Source organism: gamma proteobacterium SS-5, from assembly GCA_009497875.2.
Classification (GTDB): Bacteria; Pseudomonadota; Gammaproteobacteria; order Chromatiales; family Chromatiaceae; genus Magnetovirga; species Magnetovirga frankeli.
This window is the reverse complement of record CP032508.2, coordinates 1,171,798-1,184,525: the sequence shown is the minus strand read 5'-3', so window position 1 is coordinate 1,184,525 and position 12,728 is coordinate 1,171,798. Positions and strand designations below refer to the sequence as shown.

General features: G+C 64.5%; 13 protein-coding genes. 8 read left to right on the top strand and 5 right to left on the bottom strand.

What is annotated here, in order from left to right:
• Positions 1-207: 207 nt before the first annotated feature.
• A complete protein-coding gene (locus tag D5125_10675) occupies positions 208-672 on the top strand; it encodes a TOBE domain-containing protein (GenBank protein ID QFY89918.2) in 465 nt (154 codons plus the stop codon).
• A 63-nt stretch (positions 673-735) separates the two neighbouring features.
• Here D5125_10675 and hemB read toward each other — a convergent pair whose 3' ends face one another.
• A complete protein-coding gene (hemB, locus tag D5125_10670; GenBank protein ID QFY89917.1) occupies positions 736-1,743 on the bottom strand; it encodes a porphobilinogen synthase in 1,008 nt (335 codons plus the stop codon).
• A gap of 191 nt (positions 1,744-1,934) precedes the next feature.
• Between hemB and D5125_10665 the strand changes: the two genes are divergently transcribed.
• Positions 1,935-2,291 (top strand): thioredoxin fold domain-containing protein, encoded by a 357-nt coding sequence (locus D5125_10665; GenBank protein QFY89916.1) that lies wholly within the window; start codon positions 1,935-1,937, stop codon positions 2,289-2,291.
• Between the two features lie 75 nt (positions 2,292-2,366).
• On the opposite strand, the gene D5125_10660 is transcribed toward D5125_10665, so the two are convergent.
• From D5125_10660 to D5125_10650, 3 genes are all read right to left on the bottom strand, one after another.
• Positions 2,367-2,819 (bottom strand): YaiI/YqxD family protein, encoded by a 453-nt coding sequence (locus D5125_10660; GenBank protein QFY89915.1) that lies wholly within the window; start codon positions 2,817-2,819, stop codon positions 2,367-2,369.
• A 164-nt stretch (positions 2,820-2,983) separates the two neighbouring features.
• On the bottom strand, positions 2,984-4,720 hold the full coding sequence (ggt, locus tag D5125_10655; protein QFY91124.1) for a gamma-glutamyltransferase: 1,737 nt from the start codon (positions 4,718-4,720) through the stop codon (positions 2,984-2,986).
• A gap of 17 nt (positions 4,721-4,737) precedes the next feature.
• Positions 4,738-5,058: a BolA family transcriptional regulator gene (locus D5125_10650; GenBank protein QFY89914.1), complete on the bottom strand. Its 321-nt coding sequence runs from the start codon at positions 5,056-5,058 to the stop codon at positions 4,738-4,740.
• A gap of 283 nt (positions 5,059-5,341) precedes the next feature.
• Between D5125_10650 and D5125_10645 the strand changes: the two genes are divergently transcribed.
• Both D5125_10645 and D5125_10640 read left to right on the top strand, forming a co-directional pair.
• Positions 5,342-6,019 (top strand): nitrous oxide reductase accessory protein NosL, encoded by a 678-nt coding sequence (locus tag D5125_10645; protein ID QFY89913.1) that lies wholly within the window; start codon positions 5,342-5,344, stop codon positions 6,017-6,019.
• 5 nt (positions 6,020-6,024) lie between these two features.
• On the top strand, positions 6,025-6,498 hold the full coding sequence (locus tag D5125_10640; GenBank protein ID QFY91123.1) for a nitrous oxide reductase accessory protein NosL: 474 nt from the start codon (positions 6,025-6,027) through the stop codon (positions 6,496-6,498).
• A gap of 12 nt (positions 6,499-6,510) precedes the next feature.
• On the opposite strand, the gene D5125_10635 is transcribed toward D5125_10640, so the two are convergent.
• Positions 6,511-6,885, bottom strand: a complete 375-nt coding sequence (locus D5125_10635; GenBank protein ID QFY91122.1) for a S24 family peptidase — start codon at positions 6,883-6,885, stop codon at positions 6,511-6,513.
• A 288-nt stretch (positions 6,886-7,173) separates the two neighbouring features.
• On the opposite strand from D5125_10635, the gene D5125_10630 reads away from it, so the two are divergent.
• From D5125_10630 to serS, 4 genes are read left to right on the top strand one after another with little or no spacing between them, the layout of a single operon-like run.
• Positions 7,174-10,545, top strand: a complete 3,372-nt coding sequence (locus tag D5125_10630) for a tetratricopeptide repeat protein (GenBank protein QFY89912.2) — start codon at positions 7,174-7,176, stop codon at positions 10,543-10,545.
• A gap of 35 nt (positions 10,546-10,580) precedes the next feature.
• Positions 10,581-10,955, top strand: coding sequence for a fluoride efflux transporter CrcB (gene crcB, locus D5125_10625; GenBank protein ID QFY89911.1), 375 nt, complete (start codon positions 10,581-10,583; stop codon positions 10,953-10,955).
• A complete protein-coding gene (locus tag D5125_10620; GenBank protein ID QFY89910.1) occupies positions 10,952-11,248 on the top strand; it encodes a DUF190 domain-containing protein in 297 nt (98 codons plus the stop codon). The genes crcB and D5125_10620 overlap by 4 nt, the downstream gene beginning before the upstream one ends.
• Before the next feature lie 11 nt (positions 11,249-11,259).
• The gene (serS, locus tag D5125_10615) at positions 11,260-12,537 is read left to right on the top strand and encodes a serine--tRNA ligase (protein ID QFY89909.1); all 1,278 of its coding nucleotides are present in this window, start codon (positions 11,260-11,262) and stop codon (positions 12,535-12,537) included.
• Positions 12,538-12,728: the final 191 nt, after the last annotated feature.

The window sequence follows — 12,728 nt, the reverse complement described above, 5'->3', positions numbered from 1 at the left end:
GCAGCTGCGCGCTTGGCGAAATGTCACATAAATGTCACACAACTGTAACATAGCGCAGCCTGAAATGCGTAATCTGGGGACTTGATGGCCTCCTTGCTGATCGATTCGCCATCTCCAGCGACCTGCCGTATCCTGCTCCCTGGCACCCAACCCGACGGGCATCTGGCAGCCTGTCGAATTGGGATCGCTCCTGGCCTGGCTCACACCATGCCTCGGGTAGCGACTGCCGACCAGCAATGGCTCCCCTTGGCCTTATTCCGCTTTTTTCTGCTTTTCGGTAGGCAGCAATGGGCGGACAGCCATCAGCTCTACCATAACCCCGCCAGCCCCTTTGTCGCCAACTTCATCGGCGAAGGGGTGCTCATCTGTGGTCAGGCCGATGGCAGCGACTGGGCAGATTCACCGCTCGGTCCCCTGCGCGTCGCCAACCCGAGGGGCTACAGTGGCCCGGTGCGTCTGCTCTTGCGTCCCGACGATGTGCGCCTGAGCGAACAGGGCCAGATCGAGGCCGAAGTCAGCAAACGCGCCTTCCGTGGTGCCGAATACCTCTACAGCCTACGCCTGGCCTCCGGTGAAACCCTGCTCTCGCTGATGCCCAGCCACCATCGCATCGAGATCGGCAGCCCCTGCCGACTGCAACTCTGCCAGGAACCCTTACCCCTGTTCCCTTAATCCCAGTAAAGCCATTTTGTACTGCCCTGGCCACCTGCTTCGGCCTAACTCCTGTGTCCTGAATTATTCCGCCAACCACTGCGCCGCCTTTTTGGCGAAGTAGCTGAGGATGCCGTCGGCACCGGCGCGTTTGATGCACAGCAGGGACTCCAGTGCCACTGCGCGCTCGTCGAGCCAGCCGTTTTGCGCCGCAGCCAGGTGCATGGCGTATTCGCCGCTGACCTGATAGACGTAGGTGGGCGCGCCGAAGGTTTCCTTCACCCGCCGCACCACGTCCAGATAGGGCATGCCGGGCTTGACCATGACCATGTCGGCACCCTCTTGCAGGTCCAGGGCGACTTCACGCAGGGCCTCGTCGCTGTTGGCCGGGTCTTGCTGGTAGCTGTATTTGTTGCCGCTGCCCAGGTTGCCGGCGGAGCCGACGGCATCGCGGAAGGGGCCGTAGTAGCTGCTGGCGTACTTGGCCGAGTAGGCGAGGATGCGGGTGTGGATATGCCCCTCGGCCTCCAGGGCCTGGCGGATCTGGCCGATGCGCCCGTCCATCATGTCCGACGGGGCAACCACATCGGCCCCGGCGGCGGCATGGGACAGGGCCTGCCTAACCAGCACCGCGACGGTTTCGTCGTTGAGCACATAGCCGCTGGCGTCGATCAGGCCGTCCTGGCCGTGGCTGGTGAAGGGGTCGAGGGCGACGTCAGTGATCACCCCAAGCCCCGGCACCGCGTCCTTGATCGCCCGCACGGCACGCTGGGCCAGACCATCGGCATTGAAGGCCTCGCGGGCGTCCTCGCTCTTGGCGCTGGCCGGGGTGACCGGAAACAGCGCCAGGGCCGGGATGCCCAGGGCCTGGATCTCACGCGCCTCCTTGACCAGCAGGTCGATGCTCAGGCGCTCAACGCCGGGCATGGAGGCCACCGGCTCGCGCTGGCCGCTACCCTCCAGCACAAACAGGGGGTAGATCAGATCGTCCGGGGTCAGGTGGGTCTCGCGCATCAGGCGGCGGGAGAAGTCATCCCGACGCATACGGCGCAATCGGGTGGCGGGGTAGCGGGCTGTGGGGAAAGCGGTCATTGGGAGTCCTGTCGTGATGTAGTTGGGACGCAGAGCACGCAGAGGAGCGCGGAGGTCGCAGAGTTGGAATAGCAATTCGGCAAAAAATGCCTCTGTGATCTCTGCGCTTCTTCGCGTGCTCTGCGTCCTTTTTGGTTCTGGCGGCGCTGGGTTTAGAATTCACGACCTCAGAATAATGTGGACCGCTGCCGATGAAAAGCTCCAACCCCGATATCTTTGATGTGCATCTGGCGGATTTTCCCGCTCAGGTGATCGAGGCCTCGCACCAGATCCCGGTGATGGTGGACTTTTGGGCCGATTGGTGCAGCCCCTGCATCGCCCTGGCACCGACCCTGGAGCGGGTAATGGCCGATTTCAAAGGCCGGGTCAAACTGGCCAAGCTGGAGGTGGACGAGGGCGAGAACATGAAGCTGGCCGGGCATTACCGGGTGCGCGGCTTTCCCACGGTGATCCTGTTCGTCAAGGGCGAGGAAGTCGCCCGCTTCTCCAGCGCCCAGTCCAAGCATTGGATCGAGGACTGGCTGCGCCAGCACCTGCCCCAGGATTAGGCCCAACCCGGCACCGCTGGCTCGCCCCATGCCAAGCCATAGTGCGGGACGCAAGACGCTGTCCCCTGCCCCTTGTCATCTGTTCAGCAGCCGGTCGAGCTGATCGGCGAAGGCCTTGTTGTCGGTCGGGCTGAAGGCGGGCGGGCCGCCGGTGTCTATGCCGCTGCCGCGCAGGCTGTCCATGAAGTCGCGCATATTCAATCGCTGACGGATGTTGTCCGGGGTGAACAGCTCGCCACGGGGGCTCAGGGCCAGGGCACCCTTGGCGATGGCGTCGGCGGCCAGGGGGATGTCGGCGGTGATCAGCAGATCGCCTGCAGCGATGCGCTCTACGATGGCGTGATCGGCCACATCAAAGCCCTGGGCCACCTGCAGGCTGCGGATATAGGGCGAGCGCGGCGTCTGCAAGGCCTGATTGGCCACCAGGGTCAGGGGCAACTGGCGGCGCTGCGCGGCCCGGTAGAGGATTTCCTTGATCACCTTGGGGCAGGCATCGGCATCCACCCAGATTTGGCCTACGCCGGGCAAGACCCGGGCCTTGTAAAAATGCTATGGCCTGTCATTTGTCTTCGTCTGCTGTCTTGTTTCTAGCGGCCTAAGTACAAACCTCGGCCAATCGCATAGGGCGGCCCGTGGCCGCCGTGCCCTCGCTGGGCGTGGCGGCGGGCATGGCCCTATGCCGCTGTCCTCTGTCATTTATCCTCTGTTTCCACCCAGGAGCAACCGATGCCACGGGGGTCGCTGGCGGCCTCCAGCCGGTTTTGGTCCTTGCGCCAGAGCACCAGCTGCATGTTGCCGTAGCGGCCGTTGCCGTCCTTGCCGCCACTGCTGGGCTGCAGTCGATGGCCCATGGCGGTCAGGCGCTGGGCCAGCTCTGGGCGGAAGACATCGGGCTCATGCAGCAGTTGGTCCGGCAGGTATTGGTGATGAAAGCGCGGCCGCGCCACCAGTTCACCGGCGCTGGCACCGCCGTAGTGGCCCAGGCTGGTCAGCAGCACCATGCTGATGATGCGGCTGCCGCCGGGGGTGCCGAGGATGGCCAAGCCGTTTGCGGTCTCCAGAAAGGTCGGCGCCATGCTCGATAGCGGCCGCTTGCCAGGGGCCAGGGCATTGGCCTGGGCGCCGACCAGGCCATAGGCATTGGGGCTGCCGGGCTGAATGGCAAAGTCGTCCATCTGGTTGTTCAGCAGTATGCCGGTACCGGGTACCATGAAGCCGGAGCCAAAGGGGGTGTTGATGCTCAGGGTAGCCGCCACCCGGTTGCCCTCGGCGTCGATGATGGAGTAGTGGCTGGTGTCCTCGCCCTTGGTCCCCTTCTTCGACTGATCCGGCGGGATCGGCGGCAGATCGGCGCTGGCGCTGGCCCGGAGCGGGTCGATGTCGGCCGCCAGCTGGCGGGCGCGGTCCTTGCTGAGCAGGCGATCCAGGGGGATCTCGACAAAGTCGGCGTCACCCAGGAACTCGGCGCGGTCGCGGTAGGCGCGGCGCAGGGATTCGGTCAGCCAATGGATGCGGCCGACCTCGTCGTCCAGTTGCTCGGGTATCTGCTCCATCAGGTTCAGCGCCTGGATCAGGGTGGCACCACCGGAGGAGGGCGGCGGCGCGGCGCTGATCCGCATGCCCAGGAACTCGCCACGCAGGGGCTCGCGCTCCACCAGCTGGTAGCGGCTCAGGTCCGCCTGCTGCCAGATACCACCGGCGCCGCGCACTCCCTCCACCAACCGCTGGGCCAGCTCGCCGCGATAGAAGGCATCGGCCCCCTGCTCGGCGATGAGCTCCAGGCTGCGGGCCAGGTCCGGCTGGCGGATGCTGCTGCCCAGGGGCGGGGCCTCGCCGTCGATGAGAAAGATACTGGCGGTGGCCGGCGAGCGGGCCAGCACCTCGCGCCGCATCTGGATGTAGTGGCGCAGGCTCTGGTCCACCACAAAGCCCTCGCGGGCCAGGCGGATGGCCGGGGCCAGGCTGGCGCTCAGGGGCAGCTTGCCGTAATCGCGGGCCAGTCTTTCCAGTGCTGCGGGTACGCCGGGGATGGCGGCGGCCAGGGGGCCGTTGAGGGACAACTCGGGGTCGGCATGGCCCTGGGCGTCCAGATAGAGCTCGGCGCGGGCCTGCAGGGGCGCCGTCTCGCGCCCGTCGAGCAGGGTCTCATGGCCGTCGGCGGCGCGGTGCAGCAGCCAGAAGCCGCCGCCGCCCAGGCCGGAGCCATAGGGCTCCACCACCGCCAGCACGGCGGCCACGCTCACCGCCGCGTCAAAGGCATTGCCGCCCTGGCGCAGCATGGCCACCCCGGCTCGGGTGGCCAGGGGATGGGCGGTGGCTATGGCCTGACCCGGCGGCTGGGCGGCCTGCAGGGGCAGGCCGAGCAGCAGGCACAGGATCAGCAGCAGGCCGCCAAGAGGCCCGGTTGAGCGGCGGCGGGCGTGTTGCATAGGGTTGTTCAGCTTCATCAGCGCTTCTCCTTCGAGCCACCCAGACAGGGCGGTGAACTGGGTGCCTGACCGCCCTTCTCCACCCACTGCTGGGGCGTCCAGGTATAGACAGAAAAGGCGTGCATGCCGTTGGCGAACTCATCCGCCACCAGCTGATTGACCAGGCGCTGGCGCGCCACCGGGGTCAGGCCCTCAAACCGGCTGCTGACCACCACCACGCGGAAGTGGGACTCGGCATCGGCGGGAACATTGTGCATCTGAGTCTCTTCATTGACCTCCAGATAGACCGGCTCCAGTTGTTCGCTGAGGCGTTGGCTGATGCGTTGTTTGCGGCTCATGCTGGGCTCCTGAGGCTGTGAGTGTGCAGGGGCTATTCTACGCCGACTTTGCCAGATTTCACTGCAAGCTTTGGCCTCGGCCCTGTGGCAGACCCCGCCCCGGAAGCCCGGGGCGCTGGCGCAGGACCTGACACCCAGGGGGGCCTGTCGGCTGGCCGCTCAAGGCCTGAGTGAAATCACTCAACCGCCTGGCCCGCTACCCCGCTGGCGTTGGATTTTGCTTGTCCCCGGAAAAAACTGGTCAGAGAATAGGGGAAATCAATCATCAGTGGAGTACAGATTCATGGGTAAAGCGATTTTGGGCACACGCCGCGATCTCTTGAAGCTATTGGGTGGCACAGGCCTGCTGGGCATTGCCGGCTGGGCGCAGGCGGGCCCGGGTGCCCTGCTGCCCGGCAAGGGCTGGCTGGAGTCCAGCGGCCAGGTCTGCGAGGGCGATGGCACCCCCTTGCAATTCATACCCAAGACCGCGCCGGACGCCAACCCGCTGCAGGATGATCTGAGAAAATACCCCAAGTGCCCCTATTGCGGCATGGACCGCGCCGAATACCACCACAGCCGTCATCTGGTGCAATACGACGATGACCTGGTGGACGGCGTCTGCTCCCTCCACTGCCTGGCCATCAGCCTCTCCCTCAACATGGACCGTGGCCCCAAGGCCATCTACGCCGCCGATTTTGGCAGCAGCGCGGCGATCAAGCCCCTGGCGCTGGTGGATGGCACCCATTACCTCGTGGGCTCCAAGCTCAAGGGCACCATGACCGCCAACAGCAAGAAGGCCTTCGCCTCGCTGGACGCCGCCCAAGCGGCCATGGCGGCCCAGGGCGGCACCCTGGTCAACTTCGATCAGGCCCTGACCCAGGCCTATCTGGACATGGCCAAGGACAGCCAGCGCATCCGCAAGATGCGCGCCGAGCGGCGGCGCAAGATGCAGGAAAAGGCGCAACCAAAGGCGGGCTGATGAATATGACCAGGGCCGCCCTAATACTGCTTTGTCTGCTGCTCACCCCCCTATCGGTCTGGAGCGAACCTCTAACCCTGCCCGCACCCGGCCCCAAGGACACCTGCCCGGTGTGCGGCATGTTCGTCACCAAGTATCCGGAATGGATTGCCACCGTACTCTACCGCGATGGCCACGCGCATCACTTTGATGGCGCCAAGGATATGTTCAAGTATCTGTTTGATCTGGCCAAATGGGCACCCGGACACAGGGCCGAGGAGATCCAGGCCATAGGCGTTACCGACTACTACAGCCTGAACCGCATCGACGCCCGCCAGGCCTGGTATGTGATCGGATCGGATGTACTGGGCCCCATGGGCAAGGAACTCATCCCCCTGCAAAGCCAGGAGGATGCCGAGGCGTTCATGGCCGATCATCAAGGCCAGCGCCTACTGCGCTTTGATGAAGTCAGCCCCCCCTTGCTGCTAGATCTGGAATAAAGCCAAGGGCCACTACAGGTTCAGGGGTACGGCGAGGCCTTGGTCTGTGCTGCTGGGGTGGTAGTGTTTGACCTTGCGCCGGATATTGCGCTGCACCACCACGCCGAGCACCTGCCATTGCAGATCATCCAGATAGATCTCCGGATAGAGGTCGTTGAGGGCCACTAGGCGCTCGCCCTCGGCATCGCGCTGGTATTGGCGAAACCAGCGCACGCCCTCCACCTCGGCAAAGATGTAGGCCCCGTTGTAGGCCCGATCGGTGGGGTGGATGATGACCACGCATTGATCGGGAAACTCAGGCTCCATGCTGTCACCCAGCACCTGGGCGGCATAGTTTTCACTCAGGCTGCATTGGCTGTCTTTCAGGATCTCTTCGACTTCTGTCATGGTTTTGGGCCTGGCTATGGCTTCAAAGCGGCCGATCTTACCCAGCCCCAAGGGGGCTGTCGAATTTGGGATATCTCTACTGCGCCGGAAATGACAGAACTCAAGAGGGACGCAGAGGACGCAAAGGAGTGCGGAGAACGCCGAGTTGAAAACCCAAGGACGTCAATTCAAGCCGTCCCTTGCCCGCTGCGCCATGAAATAGTTGGATTTGTGCTAGACATTGCCCCGCAGGTTGTGTGCAATGTTCCGAGGCAGGGGGGAATACCAATGAATTCGTTGAAAGTCACTTTGTTAGTTGCGCTCGCGCTGGGCCTTCTCGGGCTGGGCCCGCCTCTGTTTGCGGCCAGTGAGGCGCAGATCGTCACCCTGAGCGGCAAGGGGGCAAAGAAAGAGCCCGAGGCACGCTGGCAGAAGGCCAAGATCAACCAGACCGTGCAGGCGGGGGGATACGTCAAGACCTTTGCCGCTAGTGAGATGGGGGTGCTGCTGGCGGATCGCAGCCAGCTGCGGCTGAATCAGAACAGCATGATGCAGATCAAGACGGTGGCCGATGCCGAGCAGTGGACCCAGACCCAGGTCAAGCTGCACCAGGGCCGCGCCTGGAGCCATGCCCGGCCGGTCAAGGCCAAGGCGGGGCAGCAGGTCTCGGCGCGCAATGATGCCGAGATGCCGCCCCTGAGCATGGAAACCCCCACCGCCACCCTGTCCATTCGCGGCACCGTCTGGATGGTGGATGTGGACGCCCAGGGCGACACCCAGCTGGTGGTGCTATCTGGCCTGGTGGATATCGCCAGCGAGCAGGGCCAGCTCAGCGTCGGCTCCGGTGAGGCGGCCAGGGTAGAGCGCGGCAAGGCACCGGTAAAGTTTCACCTGACCAACCCCCGCGACCGGGTGCAGTGGGTCACCGCCTGGCGGCCCGAGCCGGGGCGCTGGCTGAGCGCACCCGAGCGCCAGCGCCTGACCAACCTGATCCAGCTGATCGAACAGCAAGACTATGCCCTGGCGCTACAGCGCCTGCGCCAGTCGGCCCGGCGTGACCGGGCGGCGGCCCGCCTGCTGGCGGACATCGCCATCTATCAGGGTGAGCTGGACCGGGCCATTGGTCTGCTACGCGCCCAGGCCGCTGGCGGTCGGGGCGACCCCTTTGCCAGCGCCCTCATCGGCCATGCCCTGCTGCTCAAGGACCAGCGCGAGGCCCTGCGCGACCTGCTGGCCAAGGCCCTGGAGGTCCATCCCCTGCACCCCGAGCTGCTGCTGTTGCAGGGCGAGCTGGCCCTGTTCGAGGGTGAGGAGAAACCGGCCCGCGCCGCCTACGGCCAGGTGGCCCAGCACTACCCGGACAACCCGCGCGGCTGGCTCGGGCTGGGGGTAATCGAATCCGAGCTGGAGGACAGCCGCCGCGCCCGTCGTCTGCTGCGCCATGCGGTGGGCCTGGATGAGGAATTCACCAGCCCCAAGGCGGAGCTGGGCACCCTGGAGACCCGCTCCGGCAATCTGCGCCAGGCCGAGCGCCTGTTCGATGAGCTGCTGCAGACCCAGCCGGACGACTTCATCGCCCTCACCGGCCAGGGCATGTTGCGTCTCAAGCAGGGGCGGCCGAAGCAGGCGCTGGAGTCCTTCCTCAAGGCCGGTATCATCGAGCCGGACTATGCCCGGGGCTGGTTCTACTCCGGTGTCGCCTTCTACCAGCTGGGTGAGCGTGACCGTGCCCTGGAGGCCTTCGAGCAGGCCTCGCAGCAGGATGACAAGGATCCGCTGCCCTATCTGATGCGCAGCCGGGTGCAGGGCGATGCCCTGGAATACGTCCCGGCGGTGCGCTCGGCGCAGAAGGCGCTGACGCTGATGCCCAACCTCAAATCCATCAACCAGCTGGCCAATGATCAGAAGGGCAGCGCCAACCTGGGCAGCGCCCTGGCGGACTTCGGCCTGGAGACCTGGGCCAACCAGATGGCGGTGCAGTCCTACTCGCCGTTCTGGGCCGGCAGCCACCTGTTCATGGCCGACCGCCACATTGGCCTGTTCAACAAGAACAGCGAGCTGTTCCAGGGTTTTCTCACCGATCCGACGGTATTCGGCGCCTCCAACCGCTTCAGCCACCTGGTGCTCACCCCGGGCCACTATGGCCGCCTGGACTACAACTACCAGAAGACCGACTGGCGTCATCACTCCGGCGAGCTGGCCCTCAACGGCTATCTGATCAATCCGCTGCCCCTGGCCTATTTTGTCAGCGGCACCCTGGCGGATGCCGAATCGGTGGACGGTACCAGCACCGGCGATGGCGACAACCTCACTCTGGGCCTGGGCAGCAAGCTGACCGAATACCTGGGCCTGTTTGCCTTCAAGACCCACACCCAGATCGATGCCGATGTGGATTCGGCGGAATTTCAGGACAGCCGGGTGGGCGTGGAGAACGACCAGCAGGCCCTGGGTCTGAGCTACCAGTTTGGCCCAAAGAACCAGCTCTGGCTGAAGGCGGGCAAGGGCAAGGAGAGCAGTGACCTGCTGGGCTCGGCCTATCTCAGCATCTCGCCGCTGCAGGGGGACATGTACTACCTCGCTGAGGTGGAGCAGAAGGACAGGCAGTTGCGCCACAGCTTCCAGCTGGGCGAGGGTCACAGCCTGACCTGGGGCTATGAATACTCAGAGCAAGACAAGCCAACCCTGTTGCAGGTGCTCTACCCCAGCGAATTTTTGCTCATCGGGCAGGAGCGCCACCTGGAATCCCGCGATCTCTATGTCTCCTGGCTGGGGCAGCCCACGCCCCGGCTGAGCCTGCAGGCCGATCTGTTCTGGCAGCGCACCCGGTTGCAACAGGACGACGGCTTTTATCTGGCCAGCATCTATGGCCAACCAACGGTGTTTGCCAACCAACTGGAGCGGGAACTGGATGAGCTCAACCCCCGCCTGGGCTTGCGCTACCGCATGGACGAGGCGCAGAGCCTGACCCTGGTGGGCCAGCAATGGCGTCGCCCGGCCAGCGTCAACAGCCTAAGCCCCGTCGATACCCTGGGTATCAGCGTCAATGACCGCCTGGTCAGCGCCGGTGGCGAGTACCAGCGCCTGCGCGCCCAGTATGACCGCCAGCTGTCGCCCAATGCCTTCCTGCGCCTCTATGCCGATCACGAGGAGATCGATAATCTCAGCTTTGCCGAGTCCAGCTATACCCTGGATCTGAATCTGGAAGACCTGCAACAGCTGCAGAACAAGTATGACTTCTTCGCCGCCCCCGATCCCTACGAGGAAACCCCCAGCTTCGCCGCTGGCAAGGTCAGCAGCCTGGGGCTGAACTTCAACGCCATCCTCAACGAACGCCAGTCCATCGCCCTGGACCTGATCTACAGCGATGCCGAACAGACCGGGCGCCTGGCCGGCTTCATGATCCCCTTCGTGCCCGAGTTCAAGGCGCGCCTGTCCAGCCACTGGAGCCTGCCGCAGCGCTGGCTGCTGGGTGCCAGCGCCACCTACCGTAGCGAACGCTTCGAGGACGAGCGCAACCAAGATTACTTGGCGGCGGGCTGGGACCTGGCGCTCAAGGCCAGCTGGGAGAGCCCGGCGAAGATGCTCAACCTACAGTTCTCCGTGGAGAACATCCTCAGCGACGAGGCCGCCGGGCTGGACCCGGACCCGCACTACTTCGCCCGCGCCTCGCTGCGCTTTTGAGTAGCCAAGGCAGATCGATCGAGAAGAGGCCCTGGTTGCAGCAAACCCTCGCCATTGCCGCCGGAGGTGCCCTGGGCGCGCTGTTGCGTTTCTGGGTGTCCAACGGCGTCTATCAACTGCTCGGCCGTGGCTTCCCCTACGGCACCCTGGCGGTGAACCTGCTCGGCTCCCTGCTCATGGGCCTGCTCTTCGTGCTGCTTACCGAACGCTTCGCCGCCGCCCCCGAGCTGCGCGCCGCCCTGCTGATTGGCCTGCTTGGGGCCTTTACCACCTTTTCCACCTTTTCCCTGGAAACCTACAATCTGATCGAACAGGCGGCCTATTTCAAGGCGGCGCTGAATGTGCTGCTCAGCGTCCTGCTGTGCCTGCTGGCCGCCTGGCTCGGTCTCTTACTCGGGAGGCAGCTATGACCCAGGGCACCCTGGTGCGCATCTACCTGTCGGAACGGGACGGCCGGCTGCAAGAGTTGATCGACCTGCTGCACGATCAAGAGACCCTCAGCGGACTGACGGTGTTTCGCGGCAGCGCGGGCTTCGGCCCCTCGGGCAAGCTGCACGGCTCTGGCCTGATCGATTTATCCCTGGATTTGCCTTTGGTGCTTGAATTCTTCGATCAGGCAGATAAGGTGGCCTCCGTTTTGGCTGATCTGCGGCCGCGCATCGCGCCCAGCCACCTGATCAGCTGGCCCATTGACCTTTACTGAGAAACCGCACAATGCTTGACCCCCGGCTGTTACGCAGCGAACTGGAAGCCACCGCCGCCACCCTGGCGCGGCGTGGCTTTAACCTGGATGTGGCCCAGATTCAAACCCTGGAGGAACAACGCAAGACGCTGCAGGTAGAGACCCAAACCCTGCAGAACGCGCGCAACACCCAGTCCAGGGCCATAGGCAAGGCCAAGGCAGCGGGAGAGGACATCCAGCCCCTGCTCGATGCCGTGGCCGATCTGGGCGAGCGGCTGAAAACGGCGGAAGAGGCCCTCAGCGGCCTGCAAAACGCCTTGCTGCAGATCAGCCTGGGCATACCCAACCTGCCCCATGACAGCGTGCCCGAGGGCAACAGCGAGGACGACAACCGCGAAGAAAGGCGCTGGGGCACCCCGGCCGAACGGGACTTCGAGCCCAGGGACCACGTCGATCTGGGCACCGCCCTGGGCGGCCTGGACTTTGAGGCCGCGGCGCGTATCACCGGGGCCCGCTTCAGCGTCATGTACGGCGACATGGCCCGGCTGCACCGCGCCCTGATCCAGTTCATGCTCGACACCCACTGTCGTGAGCACGGCTATACCGAGGTCTATGTCCCCTACATCGTCAATGCCGAGAGCCTGTTCGGCACCGGCCAGCTGCCCAAGTTCAGCGCCGACCTGTTCGCCCTCAACGGCGACGGCGGCCTCTACCTGATCCCCACCGCCGAGGTGCCGGTAACCAACCTGCTGCGTGACCAGATCGTTGAAGACGCCGACCTGCCGCGTAGATGGGTCGCCCACACCCCCTGTTTCCGCAGCGAGGCCGGGGCCTACGGCAAGGACGTGCGCGGCATGATCCGCCAGCACCAATTCGAGAAGGTCGAACTGGTACAGGCGGTGCGCGCGGAGGACTCCTTCGACGCCCTGGAGCAGCTCACCGGCCACGCCGAGGCCATCCTGCAGCGGTTGGAACTGCCCTACCGGGTGGTCAGCCTCTGCACCGGGGATCTGGGCTTCTCGTCGGCCAAGACCTACGACCTGGAGGTCTGGCTCCCCGGCCAGCAGGCCTATCGGGAGATCTCCTCCTGCTCCAACTTCCGCGATTTTCAGGCCCGCCGCCTGCAGGCAAGGCGACGCCATCCCGATACCGGCAAGCCGGAATTGCTGCACACCCTCAACGGCTCGGGCCTGGCAGTGGGCCGCACCCTGGTGGCACTGCTGGAGAACCATCAGCAGGCCGACGGCTCGATCAACATCCCCGAGGCCCTACGCCCCTACATGGGCGGCCAGGGGCGCTTGACCGGCTAAATCCCCAGCCCAAGCATTGGCCATGGCTCACTCAAACAGTTGCCAAACACCCCAAATCAGCCAAAAAACGCACAATCTTGAAAAATTTCATTGACTGCAACGAAATTGCATTGTTCCCGCAATGCTTTCGTGGATAATGAACCCAGGTCGATAAGTGGCGGCCATCGGTAGCAGGGCCTTGTGGCGTTGGG

Coding starts and splice junctions, on each gene's coding strand:
- D5125_10620 (QFY89910.1), top strand. CDS start 10,952: ATGACCCAGGGCACCCTGGTGCGCATCTACCTGTCGGAACGGGACGGC.
- serS (QFY89909.1), top strand. CDS start 11,260: ATGCTTGACCCCCGGCTGTTACGCAGCGAACTGGAAGCCACCGCCGCC.
- D5125_10650 (QFY89914.1), bottom strand. CDS start 5,058: ATGAGCCGCAAACAACGCATCAGCCAACGCCTCAGCGAACAACTGGAG.
- hemB (QFY89917.1), bottom strand. CDS start 1,743: ATGACCGCTTTCCCCACAGCCCGCTACCCCGCCACCCGATTGCGCCGT.
- D5125_10635 (QFY91122.1), bottom strand. CDS start 6,885: ATGACAGAAGTCGAAGAGATCCTGAAAGACAGCCAATGCAGCCTGAGT.
- D5125_10675 (QFY89918.2), top strand. CDS start 208: ATGCCTCGGGTAGCGACTGCCGACCAGCAATGGCTCCCCTTGGCCTTA.
- D5125_10665 (QFY89916.1), top strand. CDS start 1,935: ATGAAAAGCTCCAACCCCGATATCTTTGATGTGCATCTGGCGGATTTT.
- D5125_10645 (QFY89913.1), top strand. CDS start 5,342: ATGGGTAAAGCGATTTTGGGCACACGCCGCGATCTCTTGAAGCTATTG.
- ggt (QFY91124.1), bottom strand. CDS start 4,720: ATGCAACACGCCCGCCGCCGCTCAACCGGGCCTCTTGGCGGCCTGCTG.
- D5125_10640 (QFY91123.1), top strand. CDS start 6,025: ATGACCAGGGCCGCCCTAATACTGCTTTGTCTGCTGCTCACCCCCCTA.